At 60.9% G+C, this 16,795-nt stretch carries 14 protein-coding genes; 7 read left to right on the forward strand and 7 right to left on the reverse strand.

Annotated features, from left to right (window positions below; all coding sequences use genetic code 11):
* Nucleotides 1-81: 81 nt before the first annotated feature.
* Both QPJ95_RS00380 and QPJ95_RS00385 read right to left on the reverse strand, forming a co-directional pair.
* Complete coding sequence (locus tag QPJ95_RS00380; protein ID WP_270918630.1) at nucleotides 82-1,686, reverse strand: carboxyl transferase domain-containing protein; 1,605 nt, start codon at nucleotides 1,684-1,686, stop codon at nucleotides 82-84.
* 73 nt (nucleotides 1,687-1,759) lie between these two features.
* The gene (locus QPJ95_RS00385; RefSeq protein ID WP_390922898.1) at nucleotides 1,760-3,292 is read right to left on the reverse strand and encodes an AMP-binding protein; all 1,533 of its coding nucleotides are present in this window, start codon (nucleotides 3,290-3,292) and stop codon (nucleotides 1,760-1,762) included.
* A 146-nt stretch (nucleotides 3,293-3,438) separates the two neighbouring features.
* On the opposite strand from QPJ95_RS00385, the gene QPJ95_RS00390 reads away from it, so the two are divergent.
* Nucleotides 3,439-4,044 (forward strand): OmpW/AlkL family protein, encoded by a 606-nt coding sequence (locus tag QPJ95_RS00390; protein WP_270918631.1) that lies wholly within the window; start codon nucleotides 3,439-3,441, stop codon nucleotides 4,042-4,044.
* 117 nt (nucleotides 4,045-4,161) lie between these two features.
* Here the strand turns inward: QPJ95_RS00390 and QPJ95_RS00395 are convergent, their stop codons facing one another.
* The 3 genes from QPJ95_RS00395 to QPJ95_RS00405 form a co-directional block, all read right to left on the reverse strand.
* Nucleotides 4,162-5,325, reverse strand: coding sequence for an isovaleryl-CoA dehydrogenase (locus QPJ95_RS00395; protein WP_270918632.1), 1,164 nt, complete (start codon nucleotides 5,323-5,325; stop codon nucleotides 4,162-4,164).
* 256 nt (nucleotides 5,326-5,581) lie between these two features.
* Entirely contained in the window at nucleotides 5,582-6,775 is a 1,194-nt protein-coding gene (locus QPJ95_RS00400) for a DegT/DnrJ/EryC1/StrS family aminotransferase (RefSeq protein ID WP_270918633.1), read from the reverse strand.
* A gap of 78 nt (nucleotides 6,776-6,853) precedes the next feature.
* Nucleotides 6,854-7,516, reverse strand: a complete 663-nt coding sequence (locus QPJ95_RS00405; protein ID WP_270918634.1) for an HAD-IA family hydrolase — start codon at nucleotides 7,514-7,516, stop codon at nucleotides 6,854-6,856.
* A 130-nt stretch (nucleotides 7,517-7,646) separates the two neighbouring features.
* Between QPJ95_RS00405 and glmU the strand changes: the two genes are divergently transcribed.
* The 3 genes from glmU to QPJ95_RS00420 are packed head-to-tail and all read left to right on the forward strand — an operon-like array spanning nucleotide 7,647 to nucleotide 11,505.
* Entirely contained in the window at nucleotides 7,647-9,002 is a 1,356-nt protein-coding gene (gene glmU, locus QPJ95_RS00410; protein WP_270918635.1) for a bifunctional UDP-N-acetylglucosamine diphosphorylase/glucosamine-1-phosphate N-acetyltransferase GlmU, read from the forward strand.
* Entirely contained in the window at nucleotides 9,002-10,825 is a 1,824-nt protein-coding gene (glmS, locus tag QPJ95_RS00415; RefSeq protein ID WP_270918636.1) for a glutamine--fructose-6-phosphate transaminase (isomerizing), read from the forward strand. The genes glmU and glmS overlap by 1 nt, the downstream gene beginning before the upstream one ends.
* On the forward strand, nucleotides 10,822-11,505 hold the full coding sequence (locus QPJ95_RS00420) for a DNA alkylation repair protein (RefSeq protein WP_270918637.1): 684 nt from the start codon (nucleotides 10,822-10,824) through the stop codon (nucleotides 11,503-11,505). Before glmS ends, QPJ95_RS00420 begins: the two co-directional genes overlap by 4 nt.
* A gap of 101 nt (nucleotides 11,506-11,606) precedes the next feature.
* Here the strand turns inward: QPJ95_RS00420 and QPJ95_RS00425 are convergent, their stop codons facing one another.
* Nucleotides 11,607-12,023, reverse strand: a complete 417-nt coding sequence (locus QPJ95_RS00425) for a hypothetical protein (RefSeq protein ID WP_270918638.1) — start codon at nucleotides 12,021-12,023, stop codon at nucleotides 11,607-11,609.
* Between the two features lie 91 nt (nucleotides 12,024-12,114).
* Between QPJ95_RS00425 and moaA the strand changes: the two genes are divergently transcribed.
* The 3 genes from moaA to QPJ95_RS00440 are packed head-to-tail and all read left to right on the forward strand — an operon-like array spanning nucleotide 12,115 to nucleotide 15,467.
* Nucleotides 12,115-13,122, forward strand: a complete 1,008-nt coding sequence (gene moaA, locus QPJ95_RS00430; protein ID WP_270918639.1) for a GTP 3',8-cyclase MoaA — start codon at nucleotides 12,115-12,117, stop codon at nucleotides 13,120-13,122.
* A 1-nt stretch (nucleotide 13,123) separates the two neighbouring features.
* Nucleotides 13,124-14,434 (forward strand): 3-deoxy-D-manno-octulosonic acid transferase, encoded by a 1,311-nt coding sequence (locus QPJ95_RS00435; protein WP_270918640.1) that lies wholly within the window; start codon nucleotides 13,124-13,126, stop codon nucleotides 14,432-14,434.
* Nucleotides 14,427-15,467 carry a glycosyltransferase family 4 protein gene (locus QPJ95_RS00440; protein ID WP_270918641.1) on the forward strand — a complete coding sequence of 347 codons (1,041 nt, stop codon included), beginning with the start codon at nucleotides 14,427-14,429 and terminating at the stop codon, nucleotides 15,465-15,467. The genes QPJ95_RS00435 and QPJ95_RS00440 overlap by 8 nt, the downstream gene beginning before the upstream one ends.
* Nucleotides 15,468-15,627: 160 nt before the next feature.
* Here the strand turns inward: QPJ95_RS00440 and QPJ95_RS00445 are convergent, their stop codons facing one another.
* Nucleotides 15,628-16,791: a M20 aminoacylase family protein gene (locus QPJ95_RS00445; protein ID WP_270918642.1), complete on the reverse strand. Its 1,164-nt coding sequence runs from the start codon at nucleotides 16,789-16,791 to the stop codon at nucleotides 15,628-15,630.
* Nucleotides 16,792-16,795 lie beyond the last annotated feature (4 nt).

Genomic DNA, 16,795 nt, shown 5'->3' on the forward strand with positions numbered 1-16,795 from the left:
GGTCCTTTGGCAGCTGGAGGTGGCGGGGGCGGTCTGCCCCCGGACCCCCGAAGGTATTTGAAACAAGAAGAAACATCAGGCTCACATCCGGAACACGCCAAAGCGTGTGTCCTCGATCGGAGCATTGAGGGCAGCGCCCAGAGATAGGGACAGCACATCCCTCGATTTGCGTGGATCAATAATGCCATCATCCCACAGGCGCGCCGAGGCGTAGAGAGGGTGGCTTTGTTGTTCGAACATATCGATGGTGGGCTGTTTGAAGGCGGCCTCTTCTTGGGCGCTCCAGCTGCCACCCTTGCGCTCGATGCCGTCGCGTTTGACTGTCGCCAGCACTCCAGCGGCCTGTTCGCCGCCCATGACGGATATGCGACTGTTCGGCCAGGTCCACAGGAACCGCGGCTGATAGGCGCGCCCCGCCATGCCGTAGTTGCCCGCGCCAAAGGAGCCGCCAACCAGCATGGTTACTTTCGGCACATTGGTCGAGGCCACCGCCGTCACCATCTTGGCACCATGCCGCGCGATGCCTTCGTTTTCATATTTGCGTCCGACCATGAAGCCGGTGATGTTTTGCAGGAACACCAGCGGGATTTTACGCTGCGAGCACAGCTCGACGAAATGCGCGCCTTTTTGCGCCGCCTCGGAAAACAGCACGCCATTGTTGGCAACAATGCCAATCGGGCAGCCTTTGAGATGGGCAAAGCCGGTGACCAGAGTTTCGCCATAGCGCGACTTGAATTCATCAAAGCGCGATCCGTCGACCAACCGGGCGATCACCTCGCGGATATCATAGGGCGTGCGCAGATCACCGGGCACCACGCCGAGAATTTCCTCCGGGTCATAGGCGGGCTCTTCCGGACTCTGCCAGTCGACGGTCTGCGGCTTGCGCCTGTTCAGCGACAGAACCGCACGGCGCGCCAGTTCCAGAGCATGGGCATCATCCTCGGCCAGGTAATCGGCCACCCCCGAAAGCCGGGTGTGCACGTCGCCACCGCCCAGATCTTCGGCGCTGACCACCTCACCCGTTGCCGCCTTGAGCAGCGGTGGCCCGGCCAGAAAGATAGTACCTTGATCACGCACGATAATGGTGACGTCCGACATCGCAGGTACATAGGCGCCACCGGCGGTACAGCTGCCCATGACAACGGCAATCTGCGCAATGCCCTTGGCCGACATCCGCGCCTGATTGTAGAAAATCCGGCCAAAGTGGTCGCGATCGGGGAACACTTCGTCCTGTTGCGGCAGGTTGGCGCCACCGCTGTCGACCAGATAGATGCAGGGCAGGTGGTTTTCCTCGGCGATTTCCTGTGCCCGCAGGTGCTTTTTCACCGTCATCGGAAAATAGGTGCCGCCCTTTACCGTGGCGTCATTGCAGACCACCATGACGTCTTGGCCCTGCACCCGGCCAATGCCGGTGATCACCCCGGCACCGGGGGCGGCCCCATCATACATATTATGGGCGGCGGTGGTGCCAATCTCCAGAAACGGCGAGCCGGGATCGAGCAGATTGGCCACCCGGCGGCGCGGCAGCATCTTGCCCCTGCCCTCGTGACGGGTCCGTGAACGTTCGCCGCCACCCATGCGGGCGGTCTCGGCCACCTCAGAGACTTGCGCCAATGCGTCGAGATGCACAGCGCGGTTTGCTTTGAAGCCTTCGGAGGAAGGCAGCGCTTTGGATTTGAGTTTCATGTCCACACTCTCGTCTTGGGTTCAAAGATGTTAGATTGGTCGGTCACTGCGGTTATCAGCCAAATGGCAAAGGTCATAACAACATCTCCGCCGCCGCCCGGGCCTTCAGCTCCTTGCGGATCACCTTGCCGGTCACCGTCATCGGCAGCGCCTCAACAAAACTAATCTCACGCGGGTAGGAATACTGGGCAAGGTGGGTTTTGACGTGATCCTGCAGCTCTTTCGCCGTCACCTGGGCGGCCGGTTTCAGCACCACATAGGCCTTGACGATCTCGGTACGCAGCGGGTCAGGCTTGCCCACCACCCCCACGGTGGCCACCGCCGGGTGGGTCATCAGGCAATCCTCGATCTCGGCCGGGCCAATGCGATAGCCGGAGGAGGTGATCACATCATCCTCACGCCCGACAAAGCGCAGATACTCGCCCTCCCAGATGCCGCGGTCGCCAGTGATCAACCAGTCCCCCCGGAACTTGGCAGCGGTCTCATCCGGGCGGTTCCAGTATTTCAGCATCATCGAGGGCGATCCACGGCGCACCGCGACATCGCCCTCGCCTGCGGTCGCTTGGCCAGCGTCATCCAGCACGGCCACCGTATGACCCGGCACTGCCTTGCCGATGCAACCGGGGCGGGGCGCATAATCGGCACCGCAGGACGAGGCCACCATATTGCATTCGGTCTGGCCGTAGAATTCGTTGATACTCACGCCCAGACGCCGCTTGCCCCAGGCGAGCATCTCGGCGCCCAGGGGCTCTCCGCCAGAGGCAACCGAGCGCAGACCGTCGAGCCCCTGCCCGGCGGCCTTGAGCATGCGCAGGGCTGTGGGCGGGAAGAACACGTTGCGCACATCGCCGCGCGCGATCACATCGGCGCAGGCCTCAGGGGTGAATTTGTCCAACCGGGCCGCCACCACGGGCACCCCCAGTGCCAATCCCGGCATGGCGACATCAAACAAACCACCGATCCAGGCCCAGTCGGCCGGGGTCCACAGGCAATCGCCCGGTTGGCCCAAGTGGTCGTGGCTGATCGCCACGCCGGGCAAATGACCGGTCAACACCCAGTGGCCGTGCAACGCGCCTTTGGGACTGCCGGTGGTGCCGGATGTATAGATCAAAACGGCCGGGGTATCAGGCAAGGTCTCGGCAAAAGCAACTTCGCCGCCAGCCAGCCCGACCTGATCGACCAACACCGCCTCGGCCAGATCGCCTAGCAAATCACTACCCTCAGTATCGGTGAAGACGAACTGCAAACCAGCGTCGCCAGCTCGGCTGGCCAGAGCATCACGTTTGAACAATTTGAACAGCGGCACCGAAATGGCACCGACCTTCCACACCGCCAGATGCGCAGCCACGCACCATGGCGACTGGCTGAGCAAAACACCGACGCGATCGCCGGGCTGAATGCGGGTCAGCAGATAGCGCGCTAAGGCATCTACCATGCTCCCCAGTTCACCATAAGAAACATCAACCCTCAGCGGCCCGGTCAGGTCGATCACCGCCAGCTGACCAGCAGGCTGCGCCAACGCCTGTGCCGCCATGTTAAACGGTTCAAGGTGATCCAGGTTACCATCGGGCTGCAAGTCGGAAATATTGCGTATTTCAGTCGTCATTGAGTATGCTCCCAGCGCATAGCAGCTATGTTGTATTTCGCTGTTTTTTCAAAGGCAAAGTCATCAGGTTTTTGATCCAAATCAGAGCTGTGGCGCGCGCCCTCAGGTATCTCTTGAGCCCATACAGAAGAAAAGGCTGATCCCCGATGAAACGCACCGTAGCTGCCCTGGCTTTGACCGCCGCATTTGCTGCCCTTGCCGCCCCTGCAACCGCCCAATCTCAAGGCGACTGGACCATTGGTGTCGGCGTCGCCAACGTCAATCCCAAGTCCGGCAATGGCACCCTCGCGGGTGGTACTGCCAGCATTGCCGACGACACTCAGCTGTCGCTGACCGCAGAATATTTCATCCGTGACAACATTGGTATCGAGCTGCTGGCCGCCACCCCGTTTGAGCATGACATCAACATCAGCGGCGTTGGCTTTGCCGGAACCACTCGGCAACTGCCGCCCACCCTGTCGGTCAACTACCACTTCCCGACCAAAGGCAAGATCAAACCCTTTGTCGGCGTTGGCCTGAACTATACCACTTTCTTTGAGGAGGCCTCGCCTTTGGGCGTCCTGGAACTGGACGACAGCTGGGGCTATGCGGTTCAGGTTGGGGCTGACTGGCAGATCTCGGACCGCGGCGCGCTGCGTCTGAATGTGCGCTACATCGACATTGACAGCGACGTCACCCTGGACGGTGCCTCCATCGGCACCGCCGAGATCGATCCGATTGTGGTTGGCCTTAGCTACGTGCACCGCTTCTGATCCTTTGATCCAATTCCTGACGGCGGGCCACAGCGGCCTGCCGTTTGGATATGGGTCCTGCGGGATATCCCTCGGTCACGCAGGCCCAGTGCCTTTCTCCTCCGCCTCAGCGGCCCTTCAGGTCATTGACCCCATCAGCTCGCGGCCAATCAGCATACGGCGAATTTCCGATGTCCCGGCGCCGATTTCCATCAGCTTGGCATCACGGAAAATGCGGCCCACCGGATTGTCGGACAGATAGCCTGCCCCGCCCAGAGCCTGCACCGCCTGATGCGCCTGCACCATGGCCTGTTCGGATGCGTACAGACAGCAAGCCGCCGCGTCCTGCCGGGTCACCGTGCCACGGTCGCAGGCCTTGGCAACTTCATAGACATAGGCACGCGCTGAATTCATCGCTGTATACATGTCTGCGATCTTGCCCTGCATCAGCTGGAACGAGCCGATAGGCTGTCCAAACTGCTTGCGCTCGGCCAGATAGGGCATCATTTCATCCATACAGGACGCGATGATGCCAGTGCCGATCCCCGCCAGAACCACACGTTCATAGTCCAGCCCCGACATCAGCACTGCAACGCCGCGCCCCTCTTCGCCCAGCACGTTCTCAAACGGCACCTGGACGTCATCAAAGATCAGCTCGGCGGTGTTCGACCCGCGCATCCCCAGCTTGTCGAAATGTGGCGAGGTCGAAAACCCGGTCATTTCCTTTTCGACGATAAAGGCGGTGATGCCCTTCGAGCCGGCATCAGGGTCTGTCTTGGCATAGACCACCAGCGTGTCGGCATCAGGACCATTGGTGATCCAGTATTTGTTACCGTTCAGCCGGTAATGATCGTTCCGTTTTTCCGCCCGCAGCGTCATTGATACCACATCAGACCCGGCGCCGGCCTCGGACATTGCCAAGGCGCCAACGTGATCGCCAGACACCAGTCCCGGCAGGTATTTTGCCCGCTGCGCATCGCTGCCGTTCAGTTTGATCTGGTTGACGCAAAGGTTGGAGTGCGCACCGTAAGACAGCGCCACCGAGGCACTGGCACGGGCCACTTCCTCGACCGCGATGGTATGCGCCAGATAGGACATGCCCGCGCCACCGAACGCCTCGGGAACCGTGACCCCCAACAGGCCCAGATCCCCCATCTCTTTCCACAGCTCAGCGGGGAACTCGTTGCTCTGGTCAATCTGCTGCGCCATCGGCTTGACCCGATCCTGCGCCCAGCGGTGCACCATATCACGCAGCGCGTTCACATCGTCACCTAGATCGAATTGCATACTTGCATTGAACATTGCAGGCTCCCTCCCAAAGGTCGTCTCAAATTATCTGAACAGTCGTTCATTTATTAGAACAGGGTTTGATTCGCGTCAACCGCAACACGCCGGGGTCTGGTTCAAACCAAGGGCAATGACCATTGATGGCATAAAATACCCGGCATCTGGACATGCGCCTGCTTCCAAACAACCACAGGGATGTTTAGCTCAGGAGAGGACCCATGCCACCGCAGAGCCAGCATGGGATTTCACCGGTCCAAACCGGTGGTATGTGTCACTTGCTCTGAAAGACGGCGCCGACCTCTGCCCGAATGATCCGGGCAATCAGCGCGCAATCCTGCAGGCTGAACGTCAGCGGCACCCGCATATCGACGATGCCAGCCAGGACACGGTCACTTTGCGGCAGGCTTTGCGGCTTGGCGTAGCGCCAACTGTCATAGCGCGAGGTAAAGGCAACCGGCTCGGCACCGCCGAACCACTTCAGCTCTACCCCGCGTTCGCCACAGCGGCGAATGACCGCCTGCAGCTTGTCCGCCGTCCAGTCGAGCAACAGAAACTGGATCGATGAGCCAACATAGACCTCCGCCTCGGGCCGCTTGATCAGCCGCAATCCCGGCGTATCCTGCAGACCGGCCTCGATACATTGGTACCGCGCGTTCCAGCGCGCCACCTGAGTCTGCAGATCGCGCAGCTGTGGCCGCAGGATGGCGGCGCGCAGATTATCCATCCGGCCAGAAATATTGGGGGTGTCATACTTGATGCGGTCAAACACCGATGGGTCCGGTGCCGCCAGGTGACGCTCGAACAGCATATAAGAACCGGACAGCATGATCGCCCGTGCGGCGACCTCCTCGTCGTCGGTGACCAGCAATCCGCCTTCACCCGAATTCACGTGCTTGTAGGTCTGGCAGGAATAACAGCCAATCGCGCCTTGCCGCCCTGACGCAATGCCGTTCCACGAGGCCCCCATCGTGTGGGCGCAATCCTCGATCACGGTGACACCGGCGGCGTCACAGATCTGCATCAGCTGATCCATGTCACACAGATGACCGCGCATGTGGCTGAGCATCAGCACCCGCGCCTGACCCGCCTTGGCGGCCAGATCATCCAGATCAATCACCAGATCCTCGGTGACATCGACAAACACCGGCTCAGCCCCAAGCGAGGCAATCGCGCCCGGCACCGGCGCCAGCGTAAAGGCATTGGTCAGCACCCGGTCGCCCGGCTTCACCCCCACCGCACGCAGCGCTGTCGCCAGCGCATAGCCGCCCGAGGCGACCGCAAGACAGTATTTCGCCCCAACTTGCGCCGCGAATTCCTGCTCCAGCAGCGCCGCTTCGCCCAGCTCCCCCGGCTCAACATTATAGCGATGCAATCGCCCGTGACGCAAAACCTCCAGCGCCGCCTCAATTGCGGCATCTGAAAGTGGCTCTTGCTGGGTAAAACTACCTGAAAAAATCTCGTTCATTCAGCGTTTTTGGGCTGCTGTTGGTGGATGGTCAAGGGGTTGCGTCGCCAAAAACTTCACAACCGAACCGGTAAAACCTCAGCCGATCAGTCGCGCCACCAAGTCCGGCAAGTCACCAAAGTCATGCAACAGGCCTTCGGGTTTCAACGCCGCCATATCCGCGCCCGATGGGCCAAAGGTCACCAGCACAGAGGGCACGCCTGCCGCCGCGGATGTGTTGCGGTCGGTATCGCTGTCGCCAATCAAAATCGTCTGTGCAGGATCACCACCGGCCCGCCGCGCCGCCTCGCGCAGGGGTTCCGGGTCCGGCTTGCGCACCGGCAATGTATCGGCCCCCACCAGCGAGGCAAAAGCATCGCGCACGCCAAGTTTTACGAGCAAAAGTTCGGCCAGAGATTCCGGCTTATTTGTACATATTCCAACACCATAGCCAGCATTGCTCAACGTTTCGACAGCCGCCATTGCGCCTGGATACAACACTGTATGCAGCGCTATGGCCTCTCTGTATGCATCAAGAAGTACAGGGTAGTATTCATCCACAATCGCCGCATCATAGTGCTGCGCCCGTTTCAGCCCATGGCTCAGCATCATTCGTCCGCCGCGCAGGGCAATGGCAGCGTCTTCGGGCCGGTTCAGCAGATCGCCCAGACCCATCTGCCGAAAACAGCTGTTGGCCGCAGCCAGTAAATCACCCGAGGTATCCGCCAGGGTTCCGTCCAGATCAAAAATCACCGTTCGCATTCTTGTCCCTTTCGGCGAAATTTCGCCATATGTTGTTGCAACCCGCAATCTTGTTTGATGCGGAGATGGCTTGCACCGCGCCCCCCAGCAGATAAAACGGGTTAAACAAGAAAACAAAGAGAAAAGCCACATGAGCACTGCCCTGATCATCCTGGCCGCAGGCAAAGGCACTCGGATGAACTCTGATCTGCCTAAGGTCCTGCATCCAATTGCCCAAGCCCCGATGCTGGCCCATGCCATGCATGCCGGTCGTGCGCTGGACCCAGACCAGACGATTATCGTCGCCGGTCACGCCGCCGAGGCCGTCACCGCAGCCGTTGCCGAGATCGACGAGACCGCGCAGGTCGTGCTGCAGACCGAGCAACTGGGCACTGCCCATGCCGTTGATCAAGCCCGCTCCGCACTGGATGGATTCCAGGGTGATGTTGTGGTCTTGTATGGCGACACCCCCTTTCTGCAGCCCGAAACCCTAGAGCGTATGATCGCGGCCCGCGCCGATGCGGACCTAGTGATCCTTGGCTTTCAGGCCGCTGACCCTGCCCGCTATGGCCGTCTTGTGATGGATGGCGACGTTCTGGAACGCATCGTTGAATACAAAGATGCCAATGAAGCCGAACGCGCCATTTCATTCTGCAACTCGGGCCTCATCGCCTGCAACGCCAAGCTGCTGTTCGACCTAATCGCCAAAGTCGGCAATGAAAACGCATCCAGTGAGTACTATCTCACCGATGTGGTTGAGCTGGCCCGCGCTCAGGGGTGCCGCGTCACCGCTGTGGCCTGTGACGAAGAGGAAACTCTGGGCGTCAATTCGCGCGCTGATCTGGCCCGTGCCGACGCGGTATTCCAGTCCCGTGCGCGGGCTGAACTGCTGGATCTGGGCGTCACTCTGATGGCGCCTGAAACCGTCTATCTGTCGCTGGACACCTTCATTGGCCGCGACGCTGTGATCGAACCCAATGTGGTGTTTGGCCCCGGAGTGACGGTGGAAAGCGGCGCCTTGATCCGGGCCTTTTCACATCTCGAAGGCTGCCACGTCAGCCGCGGTGCCAAGGTCGGCCCCTATGCCCGGCTGCGCCCCGGTGCGGAGCTGGCCGAGAACACCCATGTGGGCAACTTTGTCGAAATCAAGAACGCCGAGATCTCTGAGGGCGCCAAAATCAACCACCTCAGCTATATCGGCGACGCCTCGGTCGGCAAACGGACCAACATCGGCGCAGGCACCATCACCTGCAACTACGACGGCGTGATGAAGCATCACACCGAAATCGGCAGCGATGCCTTTATCGGCTCCAACACCCTGCTGGTCGCCCCGGTCAAAATCGGCGATGAGGCGATGACGGCAACCGGCGCCGTTGTCACTCGGGATGTCGAGGACGGTGCGCTGGCGATTGCCCGCACGCCGCAGGTCAACAAACCCGGTCGGGCGCAAAAACTGATGGATCTGCTGCGCGCCAAAAAGGCCCGCCGCGATGGAGGAGACGCCTGATGTGTGGAATTGTCGGAATACTGGGCCATCACGAGGCGGCACCCATTCTGGTCGAGGCCCTGAAGCGGTTGGAATACCGTGGCTATGACAGCGCCGGAATCGCCACTGTTTCAGGTGGCAAACTGGATCGCCGACGCGCCGTCGGCAAGCTGGTGAACCTCTCGGATCTGCTGGTGCACGAGCCGCTGTCGGGAAAATCCGGCATTGGCCATACCCGCTGGGCCACCCACGGCGCCCCAACGGTCAGCAATGCGCACCCGCACCGCGCGGGTTCAGTGGCGGTGGTTCACAATGGTATCATCGAGAACTACCGCAGCATTCGCGCCGAGCTGTCTAAATATGGCCTTGAGTTTCAAACCGAGACCGACACCGAAACCGTGGCCCTGATGACCGAGCGCTATCTGCGCGACGGGCTCTCCCCGGTGGCCGCCGCCAACAAGACCCTCGACCAACTCGAAGGGGCCTTTGCACTGGCGTTTCTGTTTGACGGCGAGGAAGACCTGATCGTCGCCGCCCGCAAGGGATCGCCGCTGGCCATTGGCCATGGCGACGGCGAGATGTTTGTGGGCAGCGACGCCATTGCCCTGGCGCCAATGACCGACCGCATCACCTATCTTGACGAAGGCGACCGCGCGGTGCTGAGCCGCACCAGCCTGGAAATCCGCGACGCCAGTGGCGCTGTGACCAATCGCGCCATCAAGACCATCCAGATCGACGCCGCTCAGGTGGACAAGGGCGGCCATAAACACTTCATGGCCAAGGAAATCGCCGAGCAGCCGCATGTGATTGCCGAGGCCATCCGCCACTATCTGCCGGTCGGAGAAGACGCCGTGCATCTGCCCGATGGTGGCATTGATTTCTCAGAGGTTGAACGGCTGACACTGGTGGCCTGTGGCACCGCCTATTATGCCTGCCTGACCGCCAAATACTGGTTCGAGAAAATCGCCCGTATTCCGGTCGAGGTCGATGTCGCCTCAGAATTCCGCTACCGCGAACCGCCGATCCCCGGCAAAACAGTGGCCCTGTTTGTGTCGCAATCGGGCGAAACCGCCGACACCCTGGCGGCGCTGCGCTATTGCGCGGGCAAGGCCGACAAGATCCTGTCGGTGGTCAATGTGGCCGAAAGCTCGATCGCGCGGGAAAGCGATCTGGCGCTGCCTATCCATGCGGGCGTCGAAATCGGTGTGGCCTCGACCAAGGCCTTTACCTGCCAGCTGTCGGTGTTGCTGATGCTGGCGCTCAAGGCGGCGGCGGATCGCGGGGTGATTACTCCCGAAGATCTGGATGCCAATATCGCCGCATTGCGCAGCCTGCCCAATGTGCTGGCCGCCGCGCTGGAGCAGAACGACACCATCCGCCAGGCCGCGCAAAAACTGAGCGAATCGCGCGATGTCCTGTTCCTGGGTCGTGGGCTGATGTTCCCATTGGCACTGGAAGGCGCGCTGAAACTAAAAGAGATCAGCTATATCCATGCCGAAGCCTATGCCTCGGGCGAGCTGAAGCACGGCCCCATCGCACTGATCGACAAACATATGCCGGTGGTGGTCATGGCGCCACGTGACGCATTGTTCGACAAATCAGTGTCCAACATGCAGGAAGTCATGGCCCGCAAAGGCAAAGTTATACTGGTGTCGAATGCGGATGGCATCGCCGAGGCCAGCGACGGCGTTGCCTCTTGCATCCAGATGCCTGACATCCACGACAACCTGTCGCCAATCCTTTATGCGATCCCGGCGCAATTATTGGCCTATCACACAGCCGTCGCCAAGGGTACTGATGTAGACCAACCCCGTAACCTGGCCAAATCGGTGACAGTAGAATGAGCGACATACACTACCTATTCCTCGAACAGTTGCGCGAACTGCGCAACCCTGAACGAGCGCTTGGCATGGCCAGCTATCACAAGATCAAGCGTGAATATCTGGGCCTGACCAATCCACAGGTCACCGACCTGACCACGGCATGGCGCCAGGAGTTGACCATCGACAAGCGCGTCGCCGTGGCCCGTGGCCTGTGGCAGACCGATATCTACGAGGCCCGGCTGGCGGCCACCAAATTGCTGACCCAGGCGCGGATCCAACCCGATGATGCGGTGTGGCAGCTGCTGCAAAGCTGGGTGCCCGGGTTTGACAGCTGGGCGCTGGCCGATCACGCCTGCGCGGCGATCCAAAAACGGTTGATTGCAGATCCAACCCGGCTGGACGCGGTCGAGGCCTGGACCACATCCGACAACCTGTGGACCCGGCGCGCGGCCTTGGTCGCCACTCTGCCCTGGACCAAGCAGAACAACCCAAAACCCGAAGAACTAGAGTGCCGCGATCGCATTCTGGGTTGGGTCGCCACCTATGCAACGGACCAGAAATGGTTCATCCAAAAATCGGTGGCCTGGTGGCTGCGCGACCTCTCCAAACATGATCCACAGCGGGTGCATGACTTTCTGGCAGAGCATGGCGATCACATGAAAAATTTCGCCCGCAAGGAAGCGTCTAAGTATCTGAAGTGACAGAGATCACAATGACGCTCATAGAGATTTAGACAAATGCGCCCATCCGCCCCTTGGCTGGGCGCATTGGAAAACGGCCCTCTCCTCAGCGGCAGTGCCCGCTAGGGCGCGGCCGAGACCATAAGCGCGACCAGTTCGGTCAGCGGCGCGCCAAGGCTGCGCATGGCCTCAATCGACAACCGGCTGCCTGCGCTAGCCTCGCCTGCGATTGGCCGCAGTGTCAAAGCAACCTCGGCCCCGGTTGCACTGCGCACAAGCGCCCGCTGCTCAACCGTCACCAGTGGCGTCTCCATCCACAATCCCGGCACGGTGGGATCTCCCAACCCGGCAACGGTGCTGGCGGACCTGGAAAACGCGGCAGCGCGATCCCCCTGTGGCGCTGCGGACAGGTCGTCTAAAGGCGCAGTCTCCACCGCTGCGGGCGCAGATAAAATCGGATCAACAGCCCCTGATCCAGGGGGAATCAGATTACAGGCCGACAGCAAGACGGAGGTGAGTAAGATAAGGTGAATTCGCATAGCCGGACTCTATCCTCTCAAATCCCCGATTGCCAACCACTTCACCCACAATTGCCTTGCCGCAGGCCAAACCCCGCCTTACCTAGGATCTATGACAGCCCCACTTATCGATCCTTTCGCCCGCGCCATCACCTACCTTCGGGTCTCGGTTACCGACCGCTGCGATTTCCGATGCGTCTACTGCATGTCGGAAACCATGACATTCCTCCCCAAGAAGGAGCTGCTGACACTGGAAGAGCTGGACCGCATGTGCTCCTCCTTTGTGACCATGGGCGTCAAGAAACTGCGCATAACCGGCGGCGAACCGCTGGTGCGCCGGGGCATAATGACATTCTTCCGGTCGATGACCCGGCATCTGGACAGCGGCGCGCTCAGCGAGCTGACCCTGACCACCAATGGCTCGCAGTTGGAAAAATACGCCCAGGACCTGTTTGACGCCGGGGTCCGCCGGATCAATATTTCGATGGACACCATCGACGAGAAGAAATTCGCCGAGATCACCCGCTGGGGCCGCCTGCCCCAGGTGATGCGCGGCATTGATGCGGCTCAAAAGGCCGGTCTCAAGATCAAGATCAACGCCGTCGCACTAAAGGGGTTCAACGAAGACGAATTGCCCACCATCACCGAGTGGTGCGCCAGCCGGGGCATGGATCTGACCTGGATCGAGGTCATGCCAATGGGCGACCTGGGCAACGAAGACCGGGTCGGGCAGTACTGGTCGCTCAAGGACGTGCGCAAAGCCTATGACGACCATTATCAAGTCAGCGATCTGGCCGAGTCGACAGGTGGGCCTGCCCGCTATGTGCGCCTGGAACAGACCGGGCAGAAAATCGGCTTCATCACCCCGATGAGCCATAATTTCTGCGAGAGCTGCAACCGGGTGCGCCTGACCTGCACCGGCGAGCTCTATACCTGCCTGGGCCAGGAAGGCATGCAAGACCTGCGTCCAGCCATGCGACAGAGCCCCGACAGTGACGAGGCGCTGGAACAGGCGATCCGCGCCGCAATCGGCCTGAAACCCAAAGGCCATGATTTTGACTATTCACGCCAGCGTGCAGACGGGCAGATGTCCCGCCACATGAGCCACACCGGCGGCTAAGATGACATCCTCTGATGGCAGCCCAACGCTGCTCTATTACCTGTACCGCAGCGCCACCGCGCTGATCGCGCCTTTTGCCTATCGCAAGGTCGCGGCCAAACTGGCGGCGCAGGGGGTCTCTGCGCAGCGCCAGCGCGAACGGCTGGGGCATGCCACTCTGCCGCGCCCCGACGGGCAAGTGATCTGGTTCCACGGCGCCTCGGTGGGCGAAAGCCTGGCGGCGCTGACCCTGATCAATCGGCTTGGCGACCATCTGCCACAGGCCCGGTTCCTGCTGACCACCGGCACCGCCACCGCGCAACAAGTGGTGGCCAAGCGAATGCCGCCGCGCTGCTGCCATCAATTTGCCCCCCTGGATGCGGCAGGCCCGGTGCGCCGGTTCCTGTCTCACTGGCGCCCCAGCGCCGGTATTTTTGTCGAAAGCGAACTGTGGCCGGTGACGCTGGTTTCCACCCGGAGATCCGGCGCAAAACTGGCGCTGGTCAATGCCCGCCTGTCAGATCGATCAATGGCGCGCTGGCGGAAAAAGGCGCCGACGGCCCGCTTTGTCATGCAGCAATTCTCCCTGTTCCTGACCCAGAACCAACATATCTCGGACGGGTTGCTCGAACTTGGCGCACCCGCTGATCGGGTGCGGGGTGGCGGCAATCTCAAGGCCGGGGCAGATCCCCTGCCCATTGACGATGATGCCCTTGCACAGCTGCGCGACGCCCTGGGCAGCCGCCCGACCTGGGTGGCCAGCTCCACCCATATCGGCGAAGAGCAAGTGGTGCTCACCGCCCATAAGGCGCTACTGAAACAACACCCTGAGCTGTGCCTGATGCTGGTGCCGCGCCATCCCGATCGCGGCGCCCATGTTGCTGATCTGGTCGCCAAGGCCGGGATGATCTGCGCCCGGCGCAGCAAGGGCGAGCTGCCAACCGCCAAAACCCAGATCTATCTGGCCGACACCATGGGCGAGCTTGGCACCTGGTACGCGCTGTCGCCAATTGTCTTCCTGGGCGGCTCGCTGGAACCGATCGGCGGCCACAACCCGTTTGAAGTCGCCCAAGCCGGGGCCGCCGTCATCACCGGCCCCGGCTATCACAATTTTGCCGAGACCTTCCCGCCGATGATCGCCGCCAAGGGCGCAGTCGAAGTGCATGACGCAGGTCAGCTTGGCAGCGCGGTTTCAGATTGGCTGACCCAACCCGACGCGCTGCAACAGGCGCAGCAGGCCGCGGTCGAATTTAGCCGCCAACAGTCAACGGTGCTGGACGGGCTGGTTGAGATGCTGATCGAGCAATTGGATCTGGACGCGACTAATGGCTGAACTGTTTGTCACCAACTTCAACAAGAACTTCACCGGGGTTTCGGCCACCGCAGCCAATGTGATCCGCCAACAGGCCAAACATCACGATCTGCACCTGGTGGGCTATCCACTACCGGGCTGCCCCGGTCCAATCACCCTGACCCAGGCCCGCCTGCTGTGCAAACGCCCGCCCCAGGGCCGCGATTTTGCCATCTGGCACGTGCGCCGCAACCCCGAGATGCGGGCGGCAATCTGGTCCCGAGATGTTCTGAAGCTGCCGATCCGCATCGTCTTTACCTCGGCTGCGCAACGGTTGCATTCAACCTATCCTCGCTGGCTGATCCGGCAAATGGATGCGATTGTCGCCACCACGGATATTGCGGCCCGCTATGTCAGCAAGGTGCAGGCCGTGGTGCCACATGGGGTCGACACCGATCTCTTCACCCCCGCCCAGACCCGGGCAACCGCCTGGTCAAACCTGGGCTACGGCGGCGATATGGGCCTAGCCACAATCGGCCGCATCCGCCCCGAAAAAGGCACCGATGTCTTTGTCGACACCATGCTACAACTGCTTCCGAAACTGCCCCAGGCCCGGGCCCTGATTATTGGCCGTGCCGGACGCCAGCACCAGAAATTCCTGGCCGGGCTCCACGCCCGCATCGCAGCGGCCGGCCTGTCGGACCGCATCCTGTTTCCCGGCGAGATCCCGGCCACAAAACTGCCCCAGCTGATGCGCGGTCTATCTCTGGTGCTGCAGCTGCCTCGCTATGAGGGCTACGGTATGGTGCCCCTGGAAGCGATGGCCAGTGGCGTGCCCTTCGTCGGCACTGAGACCGGTTATTACCAGGAATTCTCGGCACAGGGGAAAACCGGCACAGTGGTGCCCGTCGGCGCTGCAGAGCAAGCCGCCAAGGCCGCCTTGTCGATCCTGAGTGATCCGACCCGTCATGCCACCATGAGCCAAGAGGCCCGCACCGTTGCGCAACATGGTTTCAGCGCCACCACTGAAGCCGCCGGAATCGAAGCCGTCTACCAGGATCTATGGCGCGGCTAGCCCGCAACCGGATCTTGGGGCTCCGCCCGTTCGATCCTGAAATGACCACCCAGGTCATTTCCACGACGGATCGAACTTCATCTGGCTAAAAATATCCTCGAGGGTGAATTGGCCGCAGGCCAAGAGGGGGCAGACAGCCCCCTCCCCTTTTGTCACCTACTTACGCAGCAGGCATCCGCTGCTCAACAATCTCGGCCCACCAGCTACAGCCGGCAGGAATGGCCTCGTCGTTGAAATTATACTCGGGGTGATGCACCGCGGCAGTATCGCCGTTGCCAACCAGAATATAGGCTCCAGGGCGTTCCTCCAGCATAAAGGCAAAGTCTTCGCCGCCCATCACCAGATCCGCGTGTTCACAATTCCCCGAGACCTTGCGCGCCACTTCAGCGGCAAACTCGGTCTGTTCCTCGTGGTTGACCATCGCCGGATAGCCGCGGATGTAATTGACATCCGCCGCGCCGCCAAAGGTGGCGGCAACGCCTGCGCAGATCTCTTTGAGCCGCTTCTCCGCCAGATCGCGCATCTCACCGCTCATGGTGCGCACAGTACCCTTCAACTGCACCGTTTGTGGGATCACGTTGAAGGCATTGGACGAGGTTTGGAACGAGGTCACCGAAACCACCAACTGATCCACCGGATCCGCATTGCGGCTGGAAATGGTTTGCAGCGCCATCACAGCCTGCGCCGCCATCACCGTGGTATCGACCGTTTTTTGTGGCATGGCAGCGTGACCACCCAGCCCTTCAAAAGCAATCTCGAACTGATCTGTTGCGGCAAAAAACGCGCCCGGACGGATGGCAAATGAGCCAACAGGCTTACCCGGCCAGTTGTGCATGCCGTAGACTTCCTGGATGTTCCAGCGGTCCATCATGCCGTCTTCGCACATTTCCCGGCCACCGCCGCCACCTTCTTCGGCGGGCTGGAAAATCACCACTACGGTGCCGTCGAAATTGCGGGTCTCGGACAGATACTTGGCCGCTCCCAGCAACATTGCGGTGTGACCGTCGTGACCACAGGCATGCATGGCGCCCTCGGTCTTGCTGGCATAGTCCAGCCCGGTGGCTTCCAGGATCGGCAACGCATCCATGTCGGCGCGCAGACCAATCACCTTACCGGTGCTGTCGCTCTTGCCCTTGATGACCCCCACCACGCCGGTGCGGCCAATGCCGGTGACGATCTCATCACAGCCGAACTCTTTCAGCTTGTCCGCCACCAGAGCACTGGTGCGATGGGTTTCGAACAGGATTTCAGGATTTTCATGGAGATCACGGCGCCATTCGGTGATTTCTGTCTGCAATTCAGCAAAGCGATTCTTAACAGGCATTTTG

The sequence above is a fragment of the Parasedimentitalea psychrophila genome, from assembly GCF_030285785.1.
Taxonomy (GTDB): domain Bacteria; phylum Pseudomonadota; class Alphaproteobacteria; order Rhodobacterales; family Rhodobacteraceae; genus Parasedimentitalea; species Parasedimentitalea psychrophila.